We start from the raw sequence: 20,671 nt of genomic DNA on the forward strand, positions 1-20,671 counted from the left end.
TGTGCATTTTCGGTGGCCTTGTGAGCCGCCGATCATTCTCCCACGAGTCCCGCCCGCGCGCCTCCCCTGCGGGAGCGCACTAGTGGAAGAAGTGACGCTCCCCGGTGAAGTACATCGTCACGCCCGCGGCCTTCGCTGCGGCGATGACGTCCTCGTCGCGGATCGAGCCGCCCGGCTGCACGATCGCGCGCACACCGGCGTCGATCAGGATCTCCGCCCCGTCGGCGAACGGGAAGAACGCGTCAGACGCGGCAACGGCACCGGATGCGCGCTCACCGGCTCGCGTGACGGCCAGGTTGCACGAATCCACCCTGTTCACCTGCCCCATGCCCACGCCGACGGATGCGCCGTCGTTCGCCAGCAGGATCGCGTTGGACTTCACAGCGCGGCACGCCTTCCAGGCGAACTCGAGGTCGGCGCGGGTCGCCGCGTCCGCCTCCTCGCCGGAGACGAGCGTCCAGCCCGCCGAGCTGCCGTACGACGTGGATGCGGTGTCGAAGCGGTCCGCATCCTGAACGAGCACGCCGCCCGAGATCTGCCGGAACTCCGTGGCCTTGCGGCTGTAGTCCTCCGGCAGCTGCAGGATGCGCAGATTCTTCTTCGTCTGCAGGAGTTCGAGCGCCTCCGGCTCGAAGCCCGGCGCGATCAGGACCTCGGTGAAGATGCCCTTCACTGCCTCGGCCATCGCCAGCGTCACGATGCCGTTGGCCGCGATCACGCCGCCGTACGCGGAGACGGGGTCGCACTCGTGCGCCTTGCGGTGCGCTTCGGCGATGTCGTCGGCGATCGCGATGCCGCACGGGTTCGCGTGCTTGATGATGGCGACGGCCGGCTGGTCGAAGTCGTACGCGCTGCGGAGTGCTGCGTCAGCATCCACGTAGTTGTTGTACGACATCTCCTTGCCGCCGAGCTGCGTGGCCTGGGCGATGCCGCGACCGGTCGGGTCGGCGTAGAGCGCAGCGGCCTGGTGCGAGTTCTCGCCGTAGCGCAGGGTCTGCTTGAGTTCGGCTGCGACCTCGAAACGTTCGGGGAAGTCGGCCGTGCTCGGCGCATCCCCTGCGAACCAGGCGGCGACGGCGCCGTCGTATGCAGCGGTGTGCGCGAACGCCCGCGCGGCGAACTCCCTGCGCTGGTCGAAGGTGGTTCCGCCGGCCGCGATGGCGTCGGCGATGTTGCCGTAGTCGCCGGGAGAGACGACGATGGCGACGTTGGCGTGGTTCTTCGCCGATGCGCGGACCATCGCCGGGCCGCCGATGTCGATCTGCTCGACCACGTCGTTGCCGACGGCGCCGGAGGCGACCGTCTCCACGAACGGGTAGAGGTTCACGACCACGAGCTCGAACGGCTTGATCTCGAGGTCTTTCAGCTGCTCCTCGTGCGAGGCCAGCCGGAGGTCGGCGAGCAGGCCGGAGTGGATGGCGGGGTGCAGGGTCTTCACGCGGCCGTCGAGCGACTCGGGGAAGCCGGTGACGCTGGCGACGTCGGTGACCTCGTAGCCCGCATCCCGGATCGTGGACGCCGTGCTCCCGGTGGAGACGATCTCGACACCCGCGTCTGCGAGCGTCTTCGCGAGCTCGAGGAGCCCGGTCTTGTCGCTGACCGAGATCAGCGCGCGGCGGATCGGGACGATGTCCCTTTCGCGGTAGAGGCTGGCGTCGTGGCGGGGTCCACTCATGCTCGTGCAAGCTCCTTGAGGTCGATGTGTCCGTTGGCGATGTCGAGGACGGCGTCGATGAGCAGCCGTCGCTCCACTGGTTTGATGCGTTCGTGGAGGGCGGCCTCCGTGTCATCGGGATGCACGGGGACGCGCTCCTGGCTGATGATCGGCCCGGCGTCCACGCCGTTGTCGACCACGATGAGGCTCGCGCCGGTCTGGGTGACCCCGGCGGCCAGCGCATCCCGGACCCCGTGGGCGCCGGGGAACTCGGGAAGGTAAGCGGGGTGGGTGTTGATGAGGTTGGGCGAGAACGCGGCAACGACCCTCGGCGGAACGAGGCGCATGAAGCCGGAGAGGATCACCAGGTCCGGCTGCCACTGCTCGATCTGCGCGAGGAGTTCGTCGCCCCACTCGTCCCTGTCGTCGAACGACGAGAACGGGACGGTGAACGACGGGATGCCGAACTCTTCCGCGTGCGCGAGCCCGTCCGCGTCGCGGTCGGCGCCGACGGCGACCACTCTGGCGGGGAACTCCGCGTCCTGCGACGCTTCGAGCAGGGCGCGCAGGTTGGACCCGCCGCCGGAGATCAGCACCACAATCGAGAGCACGCCACAAGCCTAGCGGCGGGCACGGCGGGCGGCAGACCACAGCCTCGATAATTTAAGACTTGACTTATATAAGCCACGGCGCAACCATTGGAGTCATGCACGCTTTCGATGTCCTCGGCGACCCGGTCAGACGCCGCATCCTCGAACTGCTCGTGGACGGCGAGGAGGCCGCCGGCGACATCACGGCGGTCATCGCCCGGGAGTTCGGCATCAGCCAGCCGGCCGTCTCGCAGCACCTGCGGGTGCTCAGAGAACACGGCTTCGCGAACGTGCGCGCGGACGGCACGCGCCGCATGTACGCGGTCGCCCCCGACGGACTCCGGCAGGCACACACCTGGCTGAGTCCGTTCGAGCGGTTCTGGACAGGGCCGCTCTCCGCCCTCGGGACCGAGCTCGCCAGGGGCAAGCGCTCCGCGCGGCTCGCCGCTTCCGGCGGCGACGCCGCGCACCACCCATCCGATTCCACTCACACCACACCGCAGGACGAGGAGTAAATCATGGTCGACGTCAACGCACAGATCGATGCGGTCACCCGCACCCTCCGCACCGAGGAGATCGACGGAGAGCCGACGCGCATCCAGACCATCGCCCAGGACTACCCGGCGGACATCGCCGACGTCTGGGACGCCACCACCACGGCGGACAGGATCGCACGCTGGTTCCTCCCGGTCACCGGCGACCTCCGCCTCGGCGGCCGCTACCAGCTCATCGGCAACGCCGGGGGCGAGATCCTCGCCTGCTCTCCGCCGGCGGATGGGTCGGCGGAGTACCGGATCACGTGGGAGTTCGGCGGCGGCGTCACGTGGGTCACCGTCCGGCTCACGTCGATCGGGCAGGACAGCACCCGGTTCACCCTCGAACACAGCGCGCGGGTGGCCGACGTCCCCGAACAGCTGTGGGAGACATACGGGCCCGGCGCGACCGGCGTGGGCTGGGACCAGGCCGTGCTCGGCCTCGCCCTCCACTTCGGCACGCAGGACAGCGCCATCTCGCCCGAGGAGGGACAGGCCTGGGCCCTCTCCGACGAGGGCGCGGCGTTCACCCGCGCGGCAGCCGACCGCTGGGCGGAGGCCCACATCGCCGACGGCGCAGAGCCTGCCACAGCAGCTCGGACCGCGGACGCGACCTTCGCCTTCTACACCGGCAGGACAGTGGAGGACTGACGCCGCTGCGGGCCGGTCACACCAGCCGCAGGCCCCACGCGGCCGGGGCGACGCTGTAGATCTGTCGGTACAACGCCGTCCCGACCAGCACGCCGAGCGCGATGGCGACGATCGAGCCGACGATGGTCGGGAAACTGCTCGAATCGAAGTTCACTCCGGATGCGCTCTGCGTGAGCCCGATCAGCCCGGTCGCACCCGGCACCAGCAGCCAGAACGCGGGCAGGAAGCACACCACCGCCGGAGGCGCGCCCCTGATCGACTGCACCAGATACGCCACCACGGTGAGCGCGAGCGCCCCGAAGAACCCGCTGAACTCGCTCCCCATGATCACCGCTCCGAGCAGCTGGGCTCCGTATGCCACGAGCAGCACCAGGGTGAGGAAATAGAGCGAGCGCCGCGGCCCGCAGTAATAGAGGAAGATCCCGAGCGAGAACAACAGGACGCCCACCCACGGCTGGAACGCGCCGAGCGGCGGGTGCGTGGTGAGCAGGGCAGTGGATGCTGGGACGCCCGTGATCGTCAGCGCCGCCAGTATCCCGAACGACAGGAAGAGCAGTTGCGCGATCCCGGAGACGAGCCTGCTCGCCCCCGCGACCATGTCCCCCGCCGCGAGCTCCTGGATGCCCGTGGTCAGCACCGCGCCGGGCAGCAGGGTGACCAGCGGCGGCACGAGCACCTGCAGCGGCTCGGGGACCAGATCGGTGCGTGCGGCGGCGAAGACGATCAGCGCGAGCGCGAACGCCGTGAAGACGGGGAGCAGGATGGCGGCGTACGTGCCGGGCCGCACCAGCAGCTTGGCCACACCGACCAGCACACCGAGCACGAACGCGTAGACCATGCTGATCGGCTCTGCGCCGAGGAGCACGAGGCCGACGCCCGCCGCCGCGAGGCCGTGACCGAGCACCCGCACGACCGTCGGGAAGCGCGGCTTGGCCGCCGTGATCGCTTCGATGGCCTCGATGCCCTGGACGGCGGTGATCGTTCCGGCGAGCGCGTGGTCGACCACGGTGTAGATCCTGGCCGCCCTGTCGAACCGCACCTCGCCGCCCGGCGACTCCGCGATGTCGAAGCGGGTCTCCTTCTCGTCCGGCATCCCCACGAAGATCAGCGTCGGGAACACGATGAGGGCGGCGTTCGGCGACCCGAGCGCGACGGAGACGCGTTTCAGCGTGCGCTGGATGTCCGTCGCCGCCGTACCGACCGAGAGCAGCGCGCTACCCAGCTTGACCAGGAACTCCTGCAGCTGCGCCGACGGGCTCTCGACGAGCTGCCTCGCCTCGACCGACCGGCGGTGGATCTCCAGCTTCGGGAAGCGGAACGGCACGTTCCAGCGGCTCATCGTCTCGTCCGACCTCCCGCCACCAGCCCGATGATCGCCGCGACGGCGACCTCCGCCGCCGCGATCGAACCCACCAGCCACGGATTCGGACCGACGTCGTGCAGCCGTCCTGGACCGATGGCGCCGGACGACCACCAGGCCAGGAGGCCGAGTTCGATGCCCGCAACGATACCGATGCCGAGCGCGGCCACCAAGAGTCCGGATGTCCCATGCAGGTCGTGCATCCTGGTCGCTCGCGAGCGGAGCAGCGCCGCGGCGAGGAAGCCGGCGACGATCGGCACGAGCACGCCGATCAGCCCGAACGAGAACCCTCCGGCGGGGATGACGCCGAACAGCGGCAGCCCGGGCAGCGGCCCGAGCTCCGTGCCGATCGGGCTGACCGACGAGCCGGTGCCGATCGCGAAACCGGGGCCGACCATCCAGGAGGCGAGCCAGATGACCAGGTTCGGGATGAAGGCGAGCTGCGCGATGGTGAGCGCCGCGCCGCCGAGAGCACCCGCCTGCAGTTGCTCGTACAGGCTGATGATGCCGCCGTAGTTGCCGAGGATGAGAATCGTGAGCACGAGGGCGGCGCCCGCGATCACCAGCGCGGCAGCCCCGGTGCCGGCGCGGAGGGCCACGGCCGACGCATCCCGGATCATCGGCGGGATGCGGTTGGTCGCGGCTGCGATGACGGAGAGCACGGCGCCCCGGGACTGCGGCGCTTCCGCCTGGCCGCTCCGCTCGCCCCGGTCGCTCAGCCCGACGTCTTTGCCATCGCGCTCGGCCCGCAGCGCGGCGAAGCCGAACCCGCAGACCACCCCGACGGCGTAGACGAACGGGGGAAGCACGATCCCCTGCCAGACCGATGGATGCACGGGGGCGCTCCCCGCGGAGAAGGTCACGGCCGCCGAGAGAACGGCGAAGGCGACGACGGCGCTCACGGCGCCCGTCAGCCGGAACGGCGTCTCCGCTGCGCGCAGGCCGGTGCGCACGCCGAGCCCGGCGGTGAGCACGGCGAAACCGAGGGCGGCGATCGTGACCTGGAACGGGATGACAGCACCGGGCAGCCCGAGGGTCGCCGCCGCCTGGGCGTCGAGGGTGACGGTGAGGTTGACGCCGTGGCCGACGAGCCAGATGTCGGCGGACGCCCGCCAGAACGTGAACCAGTCCGCCGCGAGGTGATACTGGGCTGCCCAGAGGACGGTGAGCGGCACGAGGGAGATCGCGAGGCCGATCGCGACGACGATGACCGCCTCCAGCGCGGCGAGCAGGGCGACGGTTGTGCGATTCATGACCGAATGGAGCCTACCGGTCGGGCGTCGCGCCGCTCCGCCGACACTTCGGCGGTCAGGAGACGGTCATGATCGGGGTCTCGTCGTCCGCGGTCTCCGGCACCGTGATGACCGGCCGCTGCACCAGTTCGAGCACGGCGACCACGAGCGCGGCGATGACCAGCGTCCAGATGATGAGCGACGGCGTCAGCGGGCGGACGAACAGGACGATGGCCGCGGCGATTGCGGCGATGAGCGCGCGCAGCAGGGTCCGCTGCGCATACAGCCACTCCCCGGTCCTCCCCGTGCTGATCCCGTGTCGTTCGGCGGAGGTCCGCACCCAGGCGACCCCGGACCCGAAGAATCCCCGCAGCCGTCTCGGCACCGCGAACGGTCCCGAGTACCAGCCGACGACAGCAACCACGATGGCGAGCACGAGCACGGCGATCCCGGTGTCCCTCATCGCCGTGGTGAGCGTGTCGAACACGGTCCGCGCGACACCGGACGGGATCAGCGATGGCGACACGGAACCGACGAACACCAGCCGGCCGATGCCGATCCCGGCCACGATGATGACCATCGACAACGCCAGCGCCACGGCAGCCCAGACCAGGGCGAGTGCGCGGCGTCTGGCCACGACCACGCCCGCCGCGAGCAGGAGCAGCGCGACCCACGGGAGCCACGCCCCTGCCGCGACCGCGACCCCGTAGAACAGCTGGATGGTCGGAAGCGACGAGTTCTGCGCGATCGTGATGGTGCGATCCACCGAAGGGATCTGCGACGCGAAGGTGAGCCCCTGCTTCACCAGGATCGCCTTGACTCTGTCGATGATCGGCCCGAGCTGAACCCCGACCGAGCCGTCAGAGCCGACGGCGATGGCCGCCTTCGGGTCGTTCTGCATCGTCGCGACCAGCTGGGTGTGGCTCGCCCGGAGTGCTTCCTGCCAGACCTGGGCGAACGCGTCCGACCGCACGAAACCATCCACTGTCGACCGCATCAGCGACAGGATGCCCTGGGCGGCTGGCCCCTTCAGCGCCTCGAGAGCGCGGGTGGCCGCCGGACCGGTGCCGAGCGAGGTGATGCCGTCGACCACGTCGGACGTGATCGCCGGCACATCCACGTTCTCTTGGATGACGTCCATCGTCTGGCTGGTGACGAACGACTGCACACCGGGGTCCTTGGCCAGCGGCGCGTATGCCGCGACGAACGCATCCGTGTCTGTCAGCTGCACCTTTGCCCAGGACGAGACGACTGCGACCGGGGCGAGCAGGGCGCCGATCAGGATGAGCACGGCGGCGAGCAGAGTCCAGGCCCAGCTCCTGGTGTGCTTTCGTGGCACAGCGGTGCTGGGAACGGCGGCCTCGTGCGGGGGAATCGGCTGTGTCGGATCGTTTTCGATGGTCTCGATGGTCTCGCGCAGTCCGGCGTTCTCGGCTTCGAGCTGAGCGATGCGCTGGAGCAACTCGCTGTTGGTGATGCGTGCCACGTCGCTCCCCCTTTCCCGCTGCTGCTCACTGTAGCGCTCAGGGCCTTCCGCGCGACGGAAAAACAAGGACCCCGTGGAGAACTCCACGGGGTCCTTGCCTGTGGAGGGATGCGCTCCCTCCGGTGGTTCTACAGCGCCGCGTAGACCTCGCGGAGCAGGGCTGCGGTCTCGGACGGCGTCTTGCCGACCTTGACACCGGCGGCCTCGAGGGCCTCCTTCTTCGCCTGGGCGGTGCCCGCCGAGCCGGAGACGATGGCGCCGGCGTGGCCCATCGTCTTGCCCTCGGGAGCAGTGAAGCCCGCCACGTAGCCGACGACCGGCTTGGTGACGTTCGCTTTGATGAAGTCGGCGGCGCGCTCTTCCGCGTCGCCACCGATCTCGCCGATCATGACGATGGCCTTGGTCTCCGGGTCCGCCTCGAACGCCGCGAGAGCGTCGATGTGGGTCGTGCCGATGATCGGGTCGCCGCCGATGCCGATGGCGGTCGAGAACCCGAGGTCACGGAGCTCGTACATCATCTGGTAGGTGAGCGTTCCCGACTTCGAGACGAGGCCGATCGGGCCCTTGCCGGTGATGTTCGCCGGGGTGATGCCGACGAGCGACTCACCGGGGGTGATGATGCCGGGGCAGTTCGGCCCGATGATGCGGGTCTTGTTGCCCTTCTCCTGCGCGTACGCCCAGAATTCGGCGGAGTCCTGCACGGGCACGCCCTCGGTGATGATGACGAGCAGCGGGATCTCGGCGTCGATGGCCTCGATGACCGCGTCCTTCGTGAACGCGGGCGGGACGAACGCGATGGACACGTCCGCGCCGGTCTTCTCGATCGCTTCCGCGACCGTTCCGAAGACGGGGAGCTCGACGTCGCCGTGCGTGACGGTCGTTCCGGCCTTGCGGGCGTTCACGCCGCCGACCACCTGGGTGCCGGCCTTCAGCATGAGGGCGGTGTGCTTCGTGCCCTCACCTCCGGTGATGCCCTGAACGATGACCTTGGAATCCTTGTTGAGGAAAATAGACATTCTTGATCGCGCCCTTACTACTTCGCAGCCAGTTCGGCGGCCTTGTCGGCGCCTTCGTCCATGGTGAGAGCCAGCGTCACCAGCGGGTGCGCGGCTTCGGTGAGGATGCGGCGACCCTCGTCGACGTTGTTGCCGTCGAGACGGACGACGAGCGGCTTGTTGGCCTCGTCGCCGAGGATCTCGAGCGCCTTGACGATGCCGTTGGCGACAGCGTCACAGGCGGTGATGCCGCCGAACACGTTCACGAACACGCTCTTGACCTGCGGGTCGTTCAGGATGACGTCCAGACCGGCGGCCATGACGGCTGCGGATGCTCCGCCGCCGATGTCGAGGAAGTTGGCCGGCTTGACGCCCTTGTGCTTCTCGCCCGCGTACGCGACGACGTCGAGCGTGCTCATGACGAGCCCCGCGCCGTTTCCGATGATGCCGACCTCTCCGTCGAGCTTCACGTAGTTGAGGTCGCTCGCCTTGGCCTTCGCCTCCAGCGGGTCGGCTGCAGCCTTGTCCTCGAGCGCCTCGTGGTTCGGGTGACGGAAGCCGGCGTTCTCGTCGAGCGTGACCTTGCCGTCCAGGGCGATGATGTCGCCCTCCTCGGTGAGCACGAGCGGGTTGACCTCGACCAACGTCGCGTCCTCGCCCTTGTAGACCTCGTACAGCTTCACGAAGACGTCGGCGACCTTGCCTGCGAGGTCGTCCGGGAATCCGGCGGCCTTCGCGATCTCGGCGGCCTTCGCCGCATCGACACCGGTGATCGGGTCGACCTCGATGCGCGCCAGCGCCTCGGGCTTCTCGACGGCGAGCTGCTCGATCTCCATGCCGCCCTCGACGCTGGTGAGCGACAGGTACGAGCGGTTGGCCCGGTCGAGCAGGACCGAGAAGTAGAACTCCTTCGCGATGCGGGCGCCACCGGCGACCATCACGCGACGGACGATGTGACCCTTGATGTCGAGCCCGAGGATGGCCTTCGCGGCTTCCTCCGCCTCATCCGGGTTCTTGGCGACCTTGACGCCGCCGGCCTTACCACGACCACCGACCTTCACCTGCGCCTTGACGACGACCACTCCACCGAGCTTCTCCGCCGCTGCGCGCACCTCCTCAGGGGTGTCCGCGACGATGCCCGGAAGGACCGGGACACCGTACTGCTCAAACAGGTCTCTGGCCTGATACTCGTATAGATCCACGGTTATCCAATCCGCTGGTTCCGGCACGCTCGTGGCGCTTGCCGGCCGATTTCTCCTAGGCAGTTCGGCGGGAGAATAGCTCGACGCCGAGATAAATTTCGCCAGAAAGAACTCTAGCGCGTCCTGCTGAACGCCTGCGAAACGAGCCGCGAAATCCACAGCGATCGTGGATGCTCCCTCCACAGCCGGGCTCCTCCATCCACTTCTCCACAGCTTCGGCCCCGAGCCCCACCGCCCCGTCCCGACCGACGACGGTGGATGCCATGACACACCGAATAACAACTCTCATCACCTCCTTCGCGGTGGCCGGTCTGCTGTTCTTCTTTTCGGCGATCCATCTCGCCACCGGAGCGCAGGCCCTCTCCGCGAACGGCCACGGACCCGGCTATCTCTCCGCGGACGGCTGGTGGCTCGGCACGTATTCGCTCGACGACGGATCACGCGGCTTCTGCCTGCAGGCAGGCAAGAAGAGCCCGACCGGCCACGAGATCGACCTCGTGGCGGGTTCGACGCTCGACTGGTACTCGCCGGAGCAGGCCGCGAAGCTCGCCTTCATCTCACGCTCCTGGGCGGGCACCTCCGACCGGGGAACGGCGGCGGCAGGCCAGCTCGCGACGTGGATGGTCGCCGGACTCGACAACGCCACGGCGGCGTCGTACGCGGCCAGGGCGGGAGCGGACGCAGCGACCGTTCTCAGCTGGGCGCACTCGATGGTCGCCGAGTCCGGTACGCTCGGCTCGCGGTCGGTGGAGGCCGACGCCGTGGTCGAACTGGCCGACGACGGTGCCGGCCGCTTCCGGGTCGAGCTCACGGTCGACCGGCTGACGGGCGGCGCCGAGGTCCTCCCGCCCCGTAAGCACTGGGGAACGGCCACGCTGACCGGGGCCACCTTCGAGGACGGCTCGACGACCGCCGACATCCAGAACGGCGTCGACATCCCCATCCTTCCCACCGGCACGGAGGCGAGCGTGTCCGTCACCGCCGACGCCCGGTTCGTCGCGCTTCCATACGGCGACAGGTTCACGATCGCCATTCCCCGCGGTGACGCGCAGGCGCTCCTCGTCGCCGTTCCGGCCGACGCGGAAGCCCACGCGAGGGCCGACGCCGCCGGCGTCTCCCCCCTCCCCTTCCAGCCGACGGTCGCGACCGTCACAAGCGAGGCCGTCGCCGAGCCCGGCGCGATGATCTCGGACCACCTCACCGTCGGCGTCGCCGTCGACGACGGCCTGCTGCCCACCTGGGGCGTCTGGTCGTCACCGGACGGCCTTGCCCCGGTGCGCGCCACCATCAAGAGCCGGCTGCTCGGCCCGTTCGCCGACCCGATCGTCGAGGCCCCGGATGCGCCGTCCGACGCTCCCGTCGCCTGCGAGGTCGAACTCGTCGTCAGCGGCACGGGCGAATACGAGACGCCCGAGTGCGAGCTGCCCGCCGTCGGCCACTACGTGTGGGTCGAGTCGATGACGCCCGCCGACACCCCTGCGACAGAAGGCGGCAGCCGCCTGCGCCCGTGGCGTTCCGCGTTCGGTGTGGCGTCGGAGATCACCCAGGGCGTGAAGCCGGAGGTTCCCGAGGTGCCGGAAGTTCCCGAAGTACCGGAAGTTCCCGAAGTACCGGAAGTTCCCGAGGTGCCCGAAGTACCCGAGGTACCGGAGGCTCCCGAGGTCCCCGAATCGCCGGAAGTCCCCGAGGAACCGGCCACGCCCGAGCCCCCCGCGCTCCCCGCCGTCTCGCCGGCCACCGTGCGCGAGCCCGAGCTGGCGAACACCGGATCGGACGCAAGCGGGCTGATCCAGGCCGTCTCCGCCGGCGGTGCTGCACTCTCCCTCGGACTGGGCCTCACCGGGCTCACCATCCGCAGCCGCGAGCGTCGAGCCATCCTGGCCGCACGATGACGGCCTGCAGGCGGACCAGCGCCGACGCGCATCCCGGACCTTCGCAGCCTGCCGCGGCAGGATGGTGCGATGCGAACCCGTCAGGCGCCAGCCGGTCTCAGCGCGAAAGACATCGCGGCCGAGGCCATCTACCTGGCCGGAGGCGGCAGGGCGCTGCTCCTGCAGATCGCGCACCCGGCCGTCGGTCGGGGCGTGGTGGAGCACAGCGACTTCGCCAACCGGATGATGGACAGGCTCCACGCCACCATGACGTTCGTCTACGCGTCGGTGTACGCCTCGCCGGAGGAGTTCGCCGTGGTCAGACGGTGGGTCAACAGGGCGCATGCGCCGGTGCGCGCCGCGGCGAGCGCGGACGCCCCCGCATACAACGCGTTCGATCCGCGGTTGCAGTTGTGGGTCGCCTCCACCCTGTACGCCACGATGATCGACCTCTACGAACGCTTCTTCGGCCGGATCCCGGACGCCGACGGCGAGCGGATCTACCGCGAGTTCACGGTGCTCGGCTCCGCTCTGCAGGTGCCGCCGGAGGCGTGGCCCGCGACCCGCGCAGCGTTCGACGCGTACTGGGCGGAGACCGTGGCCGGCCTGCGACCGACCGCGGACACCAAGCGGGTCGCTCGGCAGATCCTCTACCCGTCTACTATTCCCCGGTGGATGCGCGCCGTGTTCCCGCAGGCGCGCCTGGTCACGGTCGGCCTCCTGCCACCGGACCTACGGCGCCGCTTCGGCCTCGCCTGGAACGACCGGCTACAGCGGCGGTTCGACCGGTGGATGCGGTGGGCTGTCCTCGTCTACCCGCGCCTTCCTGCGCGGCTCCGGCACCGACCACGGGATGCGTACCTGAAGCGGTTGCGCGCGACCATCGGCGAGCGCTCAGCCGCCTGACCGGCTGGCGGCCCTGCTCAGGCCGCGAGTCCGCGGACGCGTTCGATCCACCGCGCCGCGAGCACGAGCAGGATTCCGACCGCAGCACCCAGCACGGTCTCCAGCACCCGGTCCACGGCAAGGGTCGACAGCGCGACCTTCGTCGTCGACAGGTACGAGACGGACAGCGCCATCGGGGTGATGAACACCAGAGCGGTGCCGTAGTGGGCGCCGACGAGCACTTCGGCGAAGACCTGGCACACCACGATCACGCCGATCACGAACAGCGGAGACGGCGACCAGAACAACAGCAGGACGGTCAGGCCCACCCCGATGATCGTGCCGACCACGCGGTGGACGGAGCGCGAGATGGAGTGCGCTGCCCGTGCCGGCGGGATGACGGCCACGAGGCTGACGACGGCCCAGTACGCGTGGCCCAGCCCGAATGCCAACGCGATCCCGCCCGCGACGACCACTCCGACGACGTTCTGCGCCACGGCGAGCCAGACCCGCGCATCCCGGATCGCCGACGTGTCGACAGCCGGGGCACGGCGCAGTTCCTTCAGGAGCACGGGGTTCGAGGCGGTGCCCGTGATGCGCCGGATGAGCCAGCCGGACATGGTCAGCAGCCAGGAGAATGCGGCGGACAGAGCGGCGAGGCCGATCCGGAGCCCGATCTCGTGCGCCGGTGTCGGCACGGCGGCGCAGACGAGGAGGGCGAAGACGAAGAACAGCGGTTGTGCGGGGAGCAACTGGAACGTCGCGGCCAGGATGGTGCCGAGCGTGACCACCACGATGAGCAACGGCACGAGCAGTGCCAGCGGTTCTCCGAGGGCGGCGACCACTGTTCCGAGCGAGATGGTCGCGACGAGCACCACCGCCGCGATCGAGACGCTCCGGATGCGCAGGCGGTACGGCTCGTTCCGCCCGTACAGCGCGGTGAACGCGCCGAAGGACGCGTACGCTGCAAGGTCGAGCCTGCCGACGGCGAAGAGGATCAGCAACGGAACGGCCACGGCCGTCGCGGCCCGCAGCCCGACCTCGACGCTCAGCGTTGTGAGCTGCGGGGCCCTCACAGTTTTTCGATGGGGGCGATCTTGATGAGCAGCTTCTTCGCTCCCACCTTCTCGAACTGCACGTGCGCGACCCGCTTGGCTCCTTCGCCGGTCACCTGCGTCACCCGGCCGTCGCCGAAGTCCGTGTGCCGGATGCGGTCGCCGGATGCGAGCTCCAGGTCGCCGTTGTCCCGCACCTGTCCGGTGACCCTGTTCGGCCACTCGGTCTTCGGACGATCGGAGGGCCGCCCTCCCGCGGAGAACCCGCCGGACGTGAGGCTCTCGTTCCAGCGGCCTCCCCCGCTGGATCCGGACCCTGAGCCGAGACCGGGACGCCGCGCGTTGAGTGCACGGGACTGGCTGCCTCCTCGGCCGTTCGCGGTGCCGGGCGACTGCTTCCAGTCGATCAGATCGGCGGGGATTTCTTGCAGGTAGCGACTCGGCATGGCCACGGCGGTCTCGCCGAACTGCGCGCGCGTCATCGCCAGCGACAGGAAGAGCCGCTTCTTGGCGCGCGTGATGCCCACGTAGAACAGGCGCCGCTCCTCGGCCGGCCCACCCGGCTCGTTCGCGGACATCCGGTGCGGAAGGAGATCCTCCTCGATGCCGGTCAGGAAGACGGCGTCGTACTCGAGGCCCTTCGCGGTGTGCAGGGTCATCAGCGAGACGGTTCCGCTCGAATCGTCGATCTCGTCCGCTGCAGCCACCAGGGAGACCTCGGTGAGGAAGTCGACCAGGCCGCCATCCGGGTTGTTGCGTGCGAACTCGCGCGTCACCGCGACGAGCTCGTCCACGTTCTCTGCGCGGGCCTCGTCCTGCGGGTCCCTGCTGTTGCGGAGCACATCCAGGTATCCGCTGCCGTCGAGCAGGAACGTGAGCACGTCTGCGACCGACGACACCCCCGCTGGATTCTCCGGGTCGATCTTGGCGGCCGCGTCGTCCAGCAACGTCGCGAGCTGCAGGATCGCGGTCGTCACCTTCGGGCCGAGCCCGAGCGAGCCGGCGTCGCGCATCGCCTGGCGGAAGTTGATCCCGTTGTCCTCCGCGTAGCTGGCCAGCTGGGTCTCGGTCGCCGGACCGATCCCGCGCTTCGGGGTGTTCAGGATGCGGCGCAGCGCGAGGGTGTCGTCCGGGTTCGCGACGGCGATCAGATACGCCATCGAATCCTTGATCTCGGCGCGCTCGTAGAACTTGGTGCCGCCCATGATCCGGTACGGCAGGGCGGAGCGGATGAAGATCTCTTCGAGCGCACGCGTCTGAGCGTTGGTCCGATAGAACACGGCGATGTCTTTGTAGTCCATGCCGGCGCTGTGCAGTTTCTCGATCTCGTCGGCGACGAACTGCGCCTCGTCGTGACCGGAATACCCGGTGAAGCCGATGATCTTCTCACCGTCGCCGACCGCGGTCCACAGCTTCTTGTCCTTGCGGTCGAAGTTGTTGGCGATGACGGCGTTGGCCGCGCTCAAGATGTTCTGCGTGGACCGGTAGTTCTGTTCGAGCAGCACCACCTTCGCGCCGGGGAAGTCGCGCTCGAACTCGACGATGTTCCGGATGTCCGCGCCGCGGAACGCGTAGATCGACTGGTCGGAGTCGCCGACCACGGTGAGGGAGGCGCCGGGGATCACGCCCACCGCATCCCGCATCGACTCGACGTGGTGGCCTTGGGCCTCCAGCTCGTCGGCGATGGCCGGCGCGATCGGCATCGTCAGCTCGCGGATCAGGGAGTACTGCGCGTGGTTCGTGTCCTGGTACTCGTCGACCAGGATGTGGCGGAAGCGCCGCTGGTACAGGGCCGCCACTTTCGGGAAGGCGCGGAACAGGAACACCGTCTCCGCGATGAGGTCGTCGAAGTCGAACGCGTTCGCCGTGCGCAGGGCGCGCGTGTACTGGCGGAAGATTTCGAGGAACATCACCTCCTGCGGGTCGCTCAGGTTCGCGGAACGCGCGTAGGTCTCGATGTCGGTCAGCTCGTTCTTGAGCTTGGAGATGCGGCCGGCCGCGCCCGCCACCGTGAAGCCGAGCGTGTCGGCGTCGAGTCCCTTGATGATCCGCTTGAGCAGCGCCCGGGTGTCCCCGGAGTCGTAGATCGTGAAGCTCTGCGTCTTGCCGATGGTCTCCGCCTCACGACGCAGGATGCGGACGCAGGCCGAGTGAAACGTGGAGATCCACATGCCCTGCGCCTTGCCGCCGAGCAGCACCTCGACGCGCTCGCGCATCTCGGCGGCGGCCTTGTTCGTGAACGTGATCGCGAGGATCTGGCTCGGCCAGGCCTCTCGGGTCTCGATGAGGCCGGCGATGCGGCGCGTCAGCACGCTGGTCTTGCCCGATCCGGCGCCGGCCACGATCAGCAGGGCTGCTCCGCGGTACTCGGCCGCCTCGCGCTGCTGGGGGTTCAAGCCGGCGAAAAGCCGGTCGTTCGCGGAGTCTCCGCCGTCGCCGGGGCGCCCGTGACCGGATCGGCCGTCGAGGATGATCGGGGTGGCGGAGGGAGAGGCGTCGGGGAGGCTCGTCATGTCTCCAACGATTTTAGCCTCCACCCCTGTCATCCCAGCCGCGAGACGTTCAGGGACCCGGTGATATCAGTGTTCGTCGCGCACGGCGACGGCCAGATCCGGGTGGTCGGCGAAGACCCCATCCACTCCGGAGTGCAGCAGGATCGAGAACAGCCTTCGCCAGTCGCCCCACTGGTCGTCGCGCCCCTGCCTGCGGAACTCCTCCGGCATCAGCGTGTTCTCCGGGCGGAGCGTCCAGCAGTACACGCCGAGGCCCGCCGAGTGGGCGGTGTCGACCAGGTCCGAAGTCACCGCGCCGACATCGATGTCCGACGGGTCGTCCTCGAACAGGGAGACGGCGACGGAACCGGACGCGAGCACCTGCGACACCTCGACACTGATGCCGTCAACGCGGTCTGGGGCGGCCGCCGCTCCGAGCGCGTACAGTCCGCGCGCCGTCAGATCGTCGGCATACCCAGCGGCAGCAGACCCCTGCGCTGCCGCGCGATCGGCGGGGACGCCCGAGTCCTCGAGCAGGTAGACGCGCGTGCCGCGGAAGCCCTGCCTGCGCACCTGACCGAGCACGGTCTTCTCGAAGCTCTCGACGACCAGCCCCGGATTGTCGATCCACCCGGCCTCCGCAACCTCCGCCGCGAAGAGCTCAGCGAGCGGCAGGCCGATGGAGTCGAAGTATGTCGCGTGCTTGATCTCCGCCACCACCCCGAGCCGGCGTGCGGCATCGTCCGACGCCGTGTCGACGATCTCGAGCAGATCCCGCAGCCTCAATACGGGATATCTGCCGTCGAAGGTCGAGCTCGCCTGCCGGATCGCGGGCAGCCGCTCCTTCGCCCTCAGCGTCGCGAGCTCCTCCCAGGTGAAGTCCTCCGTGAACCACCCCGTCAGCGGCGTGCCGTCGATCTCCTTGGTCGTCCTCCGCCCGGCGAACTCTGCGCGCGTCGCGACGTCCGTCGTGCCCGAGATCTCGTTCTCGTGCCGGAGCACGAGGACGCCGTCCTTCGTGGCCACAATGTCCGGCTCGACCGCGTCGGCACCCAGCGCGAACGCGAGCTCGTACGAGGCCGCCGTGTGCTCCGGACGGTACCCGGGCGCGCCCCGGTGACCGATCACCAGAGGGGCCGTCCGAGCTCGCATGTTGAGATACTAGCCCGCGCCTTGGGGGTTCTCTCGCGCGCATACGGGTGACAGAATCAAGCGATGTCCGAAGCGGAACCGCCCCCTCCGAGCGGCTGGGTCGAGCCAGCGAGCCGACTGGATCTGCACTGGGGCGCGTACCGCCAGCGACTCGTCATCGGCCTCGGGATGCTCGTGGTCGGCACCGGCTTCATCCTCATGACGAGCGCGTACAGCCTGCCGTTCCTCCTCGTCGGCTCCGTGCTCCAGCCCGCCGGCTGGGCCGTGCTCCCCTCAACGATCGGACGCAGGGTCTCGGTCGCCATCCCCGTGCTCGGGTTCACCTGGCTCATGCTCGGCGGGGCTGGCTTCGCCTGGTGCTTCTGCGTGCCGCTCGCCGCCTGGCTGCTGATCCGGCTGCGCCCCCTGCTGAGCTACGCCGTGCTCGTGCTGCCGATCGCATCCAGCATCGTCCTGGCCAGGACGATCCACGAGTACTCCCAGGGCTGGGTGTCGATCGCGGTGAGCACGGTGGTCATCGTCGCGGCCGCGTGGCTGGCACGATGGGTCGCAATCACCCTTGATTCAAGGCAATCTGTCAGAACTCTCAGACAATAAATCGGTAGGTTTAGTGCACAGATCCGGCTCGTCCGGACCCCACACGCAAGCAGAGGAATCATGGCTACCTCCAACCCGGCATTCTCACAGAGCCCGGCCTTCCAGAACGGGTCAGCGGCCGCTGCGACACTCAGCGCCGAGAACCTCCAGGAGATGTACAACGCACCGGCGGCCGGCGCCGTCGAAACCGACCGCATGACGGTCGAAGACACGATCGTCAAGACCGCGGTCAGCTTCGGCGTGCTCCTCGTCGGAGCGGTCATCGGCTGGATCGTCCCCGTCCTGTGGATCCCCGCCGCAATCGTCGGACTCGTTCTGGCTTTCGTCAACATCTTCAAGAACCGCAAGAAGCCGTCTCCGGCGCTCACGCTGGCGTATGCCGGCGCGCAGGGCATCTTCATCGGCGGGATCTCGCTGTTCTACGAAAACCTGGCCGGCGGCGTCGTTCTCCAGGCGGTCATCGGCACGATCGTCGTGGTGGGTGTCACGCTCGCCCTCTTCGCCAGCGGCAAGATCCGCGCATCCGCGAAGGCGACGAAGGTCTTCCTCATCGCGATGGTCGGCTACCTGCTGTTCTCCGTGGTCAACGTCATCCTGATGCTCACGAACGTTTCGGACGACCCCTGGGGCCTCCGCGGCGAGTTCCGTATCTTCGGCATTCCGCTCGGACTGATCATCGGCGTCCTCGTCGTCATCATGTGCGCATACTCGCTCGTGCTCGACTTCGACGCCATCCAGCAGGGCGTGAAGAACCGCGCACCGCGCGTCTTCGGCTGGGCCGGCGCCTTCGGCATCATGGTCACGGTCATCTGGCTCTACCTCGAGCTGCTCCGCATCTTCGCGATCTCGCGCAACTAGCGCACCACGCGCCGAAAGGGCGGGCAGGGCGCACACGCTCCCTGCCCGCCCTTTTCACGTCGGCCTGCGGTCGGCCCTACTTGCCGATCGCCGCGCAGTCCAGCGTGCCGTAGGTGGTGACGATCGGGTTGACCATCGGAGTCACCGTCGCGTTCAGCTTCTTGGTCTTCGTCTCGCCGGCATCGAACAGCACGTCGAGGGTCATCGTCTGGCCGGGGCCCATCTGCTGGACTCCCTGCGCGACGGTGTACTCGCCATCCGTGCCGATCATCGGGGCGGCAGACGGCTTGGCGTCGATGGCCGTACCGAGAACCTTGTATCCCTTGGGCGCGTACACGCTGGTGCCGATCTGCACGTAGCCCTGCGCGACGAGCACGCCGTTGCCCATGACGTACGGCGGGAGGATCTCAGCGGCGTTCGCCGGCGCAGTGCTGTTCAGAGCGACCCGCGTGAACACGTAGCGGTGCTTATCAGAACAGACGGCCTGCGACACGTCCACCTTGGCCTTGAGGAAGTAGTCCATCTTCGATGGGGTCTGGTCCATGAAGTAGACGCCGAACTTGTCGGTGTCCGCTGTGCTCACCGGCGGCTCGGAGTAGAACGGCGTCTGCTTGATCAGATCCTGTTCCGCCTTGTTGCCGGTCCACATCTTGACGCGTCCTTCTTCGCCGGATTTGAGGAGCGTGGCGAGCAACGCCTTGGGGTTGGCTCCGCCTCCGAGGATCTTCGAGAAGGCCCCGACCGAAATGGTCTGGTTGATCTTGTCCACGGTCGCCGGATCCGGATACATCGTGTAGATGTCGATGAGCAGGATGCGGACGGCGTTCTCCGAGTTGATCTGCAATCCCGGGAGGACGTTGATGGGGCCGGTCGCCTTCAAAAGATTGCCCAACGTGACCGTGTCCATGGCGATGACGCCGTCGATGTCGTCACCCTTGGCCGTCTTCCACATCGTCTTCGCCACCTCATAGGTGAGAGAGAAGCGAGGCGTGATCGTGAGGTCCTGGACCTGCCGCCCGAGGCCGTACGGGTAGAGCTTCTTCACGTCCTCGGGGATCGGGACGACGTAGTCGCTGAACGCGGGGAAGTCTCGCCCGGACGCCGAGGACTGTTTGACGAGGTTGATCTTGCCGTTGTCGAGCTGAAGGAGTGCCATGGACCCGGTCGTCCCGCCGTTGGGGAGCAGTTCGCCGCTGTTCTCGAAGACGATGAGGTAGTTGCGCGGTCGGTCGGCACCCATCGCGCCGGGAAGGACGTGCAGCGCATTCTTGACCTGAACGACCTGCGAGTCGACCTTCGTCAGCATCTCCGCCATCTGCTTGGTGGCTTTGGTCACCGGTCCGATGGTGCTCGAGGTGTCGATCGACTCGACCTGCTTGGTCGCCTTGGCGAACGCGGCAGCCGCAGCATCGACTTTCGGCGTGGCCGCGATGACGGGCTTGAGGTTGATGGCACCGTTCACCGGCTTGATGCTGTCGGGCGAGACGGTGTCGAGCAGCCCGACAAGGGGGTCGATCGCATCCACGACGACACTGTCGGTGGCTCCGGCGAGCGTGCGCACCGCGCTGAGGTTCGGGCCGACGAACGGTACGACCTCACCCGCTCGCCAAATAGGGTCGCTCGTCAGGTCGCGGGCTGAGTTCACCTTGGGGCGCAGCTTCGCGAGCGTGGCCTTGGCGCCCTTCACATCCTGGGCGACGATCTGCGTCTTGAGGGTCGTCACCATGGGAAGAGCAGACTCGAGTTCTGACTTCGCAGTGAGGGCTCGCAGACCCACCCAGGCGACGCACCCGATGAGCACGATCACGAAGGCGCCTGCGCCGATCAGCCAGTAGCGACGGCGACGACTCGGCTTCCGCGCGTGGGCAACGCCAGCACGTCGTTGAGGGAGCGGTTCGGGCATTGGACCATTGAAGCAGACCAGACCTGAATATTCGGCTGAGAAGCTTCTGCACGGCACCCGAATGCCACCCGTACGGGTCACATCTGTCGGCTCTTTCAGGCACCAGGTGCCGACCAGGGCGTGAGCCAGGGAATCGTCTGATAATTTAGAGTTTC

At 68.3% G+C, this 20,671-nt stretch carries 17 protein-coding genes; 6 read left to right on the top strand and 11 right to left on the bottom strand.

What is annotated here, in order from left to right:
- Positions 1-79: 79 nt before the first annotated feature.
- Both purH and purN read right to left on the bottom strand, forming a co-directional pair.
- A complete protein-coding gene (gene purH / locus HF024_RS14470; RefSeq protein ID WP_168690005.1) occupies positions 80-1,675 on the bottom strand; it encodes a bifunctional phosphoribosylaminoimidazolecarboxamide formyltransferase/IMP cyclohydrolase in 1,596 nt (531 codons plus the stop codon).
- Positions 1,672-2,265: a phosphoribosylglycinamide formyltransferase gene (gene purN / locus HF024_RS14475; protein ID WP_168690006.1), complete on the bottom strand. Its 594-nt coding sequence runs from the start codon at positions 2,263-2,265 to the stop codon at positions 1,672-1,674. Before purN ends, purH begins: the two co-directional genes overlap by 4 nt.
- 95 nt (positions 2,266-2,360) lie before the next feature.
- Between purN and HF024_RS14480 the strand changes: the two genes are divergently transcribed.
- Both HF024_RS14480 and HF024_RS14485 read left to right on the top strand, forming a co-directional pair.
- Positions 2,361-2,759: a metalloregulator ArsR/SmtB family transcription factor gene (locus HF024_RS14480; RefSeq protein WP_085370204.1), complete on the top strand. Its 399-nt coding sequence runs from the start codon at positions 2,361-2,363 to the stop codon at positions 2,757-2,759.
- Positions 2,760-2,762: 3 nt separating this feature from the next.
- Positions 2,763-3,428, top strand: coding sequence for an SRPBCC domain-containing protein (locus tag HF024_RS14485; protein WP_168690007.1), 666 nt, complete (start codon positions 2,763-2,765; stop codon positions 3,426-3,428).
- A 16-nt stretch (positions 3,429-3,444) separates the two neighbouring features.
- On the opposite strand, the gene HF024_RS14490 is transcribed toward HF024_RS14485, so the two are convergent.
- The 5 genes from HF024_RS14490 to sucC form a co-directional block, all read right to left on the bottom strand.
- A complete protein-coding gene (locus HF024_RS14490; protein WP_168690008.1) occupies positions 3,445-4,767 on the bottom strand; it encodes a threonine/serine exporter family protein in 1,323 nt (440 codons plus the stop codon).
- A complete protein-coding gene (locus tag HF024_RS14495; protein ID WP_168690009.1) occupies positions 4,764-6,041 on the bottom strand; it encodes a DUF6350 family protein in 1,278 nt (425 codons plus the stop codon). The genes HF024_RS14490 and HF024_RS14495 overlap by 4 nt, the downstream gene beginning before the upstream one ends.
- A gap of 55 nt (positions 6,042-6,096) precedes the next feature.
- Positions 6,097-7,506 carry a hypothetical protein gene (locus tag HF024_RS14500; protein WP_168690010.1) on the bottom strand — a complete coding sequence of 470 codons (1,410 nt, stop codon included), beginning with the start codon at positions 7,504-7,506 and terminating at the stop codon, positions 6,097-6,099.
- A 128-nt stretch (positions 7,507-7,634) separates the two neighbouring features.
- Positions 7,635-8,522 (bottom strand): succinate--CoA ligase subunit alpha, encoded by an 888-nt coding sequence (gene sucD, locus HF024_RS14505; protein WP_085370209.1) that lies wholly within the window; start codon positions 8,520-8,522, stop codon positions 7,635-7,637.
- Between the two features lie 17 nt (positions 8,523-8,539).
- Positions 8,540-9,703: an ADP-forming succinate--CoA ligase subunit beta gene (sucC, locus tag HF024_RS14510; protein ID WP_085370210.1), complete on the bottom strand. Its 1,164-nt coding sequence runs from the start codon at positions 9,701-9,703 to the stop codon at positions 8,540-8,542.
- 263 nt (positions 9,704-9,966) lie between these two features.
- On the opposite strand from sucC, the gene HF024_RS19880 reads away from it, so the two are divergent.
- Together HF024_RS19880 and HF024_RS14520 are read left to right on the top strand one after the other, a co-directional pair.
- Positions 9,967-11,595, top strand: a complete 1,629-nt coding sequence (locus tag HF024_RS19880; protein ID WP_247597131.1) for a hypothetical protein — start codon at positions 9,967-9,969, stop codon at positions 11,593-11,595.
- 69 nt (positions 11,596-11,664) lie between these two features.
- Positions 11,665-12,480, top strand: coding sequence for an oxygenase MpaB family protein (locus tag HF024_RS14520; RefSeq protein WP_168690011.1), 816 nt, complete (start codon positions 11,665-11,667; stop codon positions 12,478-12,480).
- Between the two features lie 17 nt (positions 12,481-12,497).
- Here HF024_RS14520 and HF024_RS14525 read toward each other — a convergent pair whose 3' ends face one another.
- The 3 genes from HF024_RS14525 to HF024_RS14535 form a co-directional block, all read right to left on the bottom strand.
- A complete protein-coding gene (locus HF024_RS14525; RefSeq protein WP_168690012.1) occupies positions 12,498-13,535 on the bottom strand; it encodes an FUSC family protein in 1,038 nt (345 codons plus the stop codon).
- Positions 13,532-16,027 (bottom strand): UvrD-helicase domain-containing protein, encoded by a 2,496-nt coding sequence (locus HF024_RS14530; protein ID WP_085370213.1) that lies wholly within the window; start codon positions 16,025-16,027, stop codon positions 13,532-13,534. Before HF024_RS14530 ends, HF024_RS14525 begins: the two co-directional genes overlap by 4 nt.
- A 66-nt stretch (positions 16,028-16,093) precedes the next feature.
- A complete protein-coding gene (locus HF024_RS14535) occupies positions 16,094-17,158 on the bottom strand; it encodes a glycerophosphodiester phosphodiesterase family protein (RefSeq protein WP_168690013.1) in 1,065 nt (354 codons plus the stop codon).
- A gap of 63 nt (positions 17,159-17,221) precedes the next feature.
- Between HF024_RS14535 and HF024_RS14540 the strand changes: the two genes are divergently transcribed.
- Entirely contained in the window at positions 17,222-17,755 is a 534-nt protein-coding gene (locus HF024_RS14540; protein WP_168690014.1) for a hypothetical protein, read from the top strand.
- Positions 17,756-17,815: 60 nt separating this feature from the next.
- Positions 17,816-18,613: a Bax inhibitor-1/YccA family protein gene (locus HF024_RS14545; protein ID WP_168690015.1), complete on the top strand. Its 798-nt coding sequence runs from the start codon at positions 17,816-17,818 to the stop codon at positions 18,611-18,613.
- Between the two features lie 76 nt (positions 18,614-18,689).
- Here the strand turns inward: HF024_RS14545 and HF024_RS14550 are convergent, their stop codons facing one another.
- Positions 18,690-20,339: a DUF4012 domain-containing protein gene (locus HF024_RS14550; protein WP_168690016.1), complete on the bottom strand. Its 1,650-nt coding sequence runs from the start codon at positions 20,337-20,339 to the stop codon at positions 18,690-18,692.
- Positions 20,340-20,671: the final 332 nt, after the last annotated feature.

Source organism: Leifsonia sp. PS1209, assembly GCF_012317045.1.
In the GTDB taxonomy this organism is placed as follows: domain Bacteria; phylum Actinomycetota; class Actinomycetes; order Actinomycetales; family Microbacteriaceae; genus Leifsonia.

Bases quoted from the DNA above. Each gene is read 5' to 3' on its own strand.
- purH (WP_168690005.1), bottom strand. From the start codon at position 1,675: ATGAGTGGACCCCGCCACGACGCCAGCCTCTACCGCGAAAGGGACATC.
- HF024_RS14480 (WP_085370204.1), top strand. From the start codon at position 2,361: ATGCACGCTTTCGATGTCCTCGGCGACCCGGTCAGACGCCGCATCCTC.
- HF024_RS14485 (WP_168690007.1), top strand. From the start codon at position 2,763: ATGGTCGACGTCAACGCACAGATCGATGCGGTCACCCGCACCCTCCGC.
- HF024_RS14490 (WP_168690008.1), bottom strand. From the start codon at position 4,767: ATGAGCCGCTGGAACGTGCCGTTCCGCTTCCCGAAGCTGGAGATCCAC.
- HF024_RS14495 (WP_168690009.1), bottom strand. From the start codon at position 6,041: ATGAATCGCACAACCGTCGCCCTGCTCGCCGCGCTGGAGGCGGTCATC.
- sucD (WP_085370209.1), bottom strand. From the start codon at position 8,522: ATGTCTATTTTCCTCAACAAGGATTCCAAGGTCATCGTTCAGGGCATC.
- HF024_RS19880 (WP_247597131.1), top strand. From the start codon at position 9,967: ATGACACACCGAATAACAACTCTCATCACCTCCTTCGCGGTGGCCGGT.
- HF024_RS14520 (WP_168690011.1), top strand. From the start codon at position 11,665: ATGCGAACCCGTCAGGCGCCAGCCGGTCTCAGCGCGAAAGACATCGCG.
- HF024_RS14530 (WP_085370213.1), bottom strand. From the start codon at position 16,027: ATGACGAGCCTCCCCGACGCCTCTCCCTCCGCCACCCCGATCATCCTC.
- HF024_RS14535 (WP_168690013.1), bottom strand. From the start codon at position 17,158: ATGCGAGCTCGGACGGCCCCTCTGGTGATCGGTCACCGGGGCGCGCCC.
- HF024_RS14540 (WP_168690014.1), top strand. From the start codon at position 17,222: ATGTCCGAAGCGGAACCGCCCCCTCCGAGCGGCTGGGTCGAGCCAGCG.
- HF024_RS14545 (WP_168690015.1), top strand. From the start codon at position 17,816: ATGGCTACCTCCAACCCGGCATTCTCACAGAGCCCGGCCTTCCAGAAC.
- HF024_RS14550 (WP_168690016.1), bottom strand. From the start codon at position 20,339: ATGGTGACGACCCTCAAGACGCAGATCGTCGCCCAGGATGTGAAGGGC.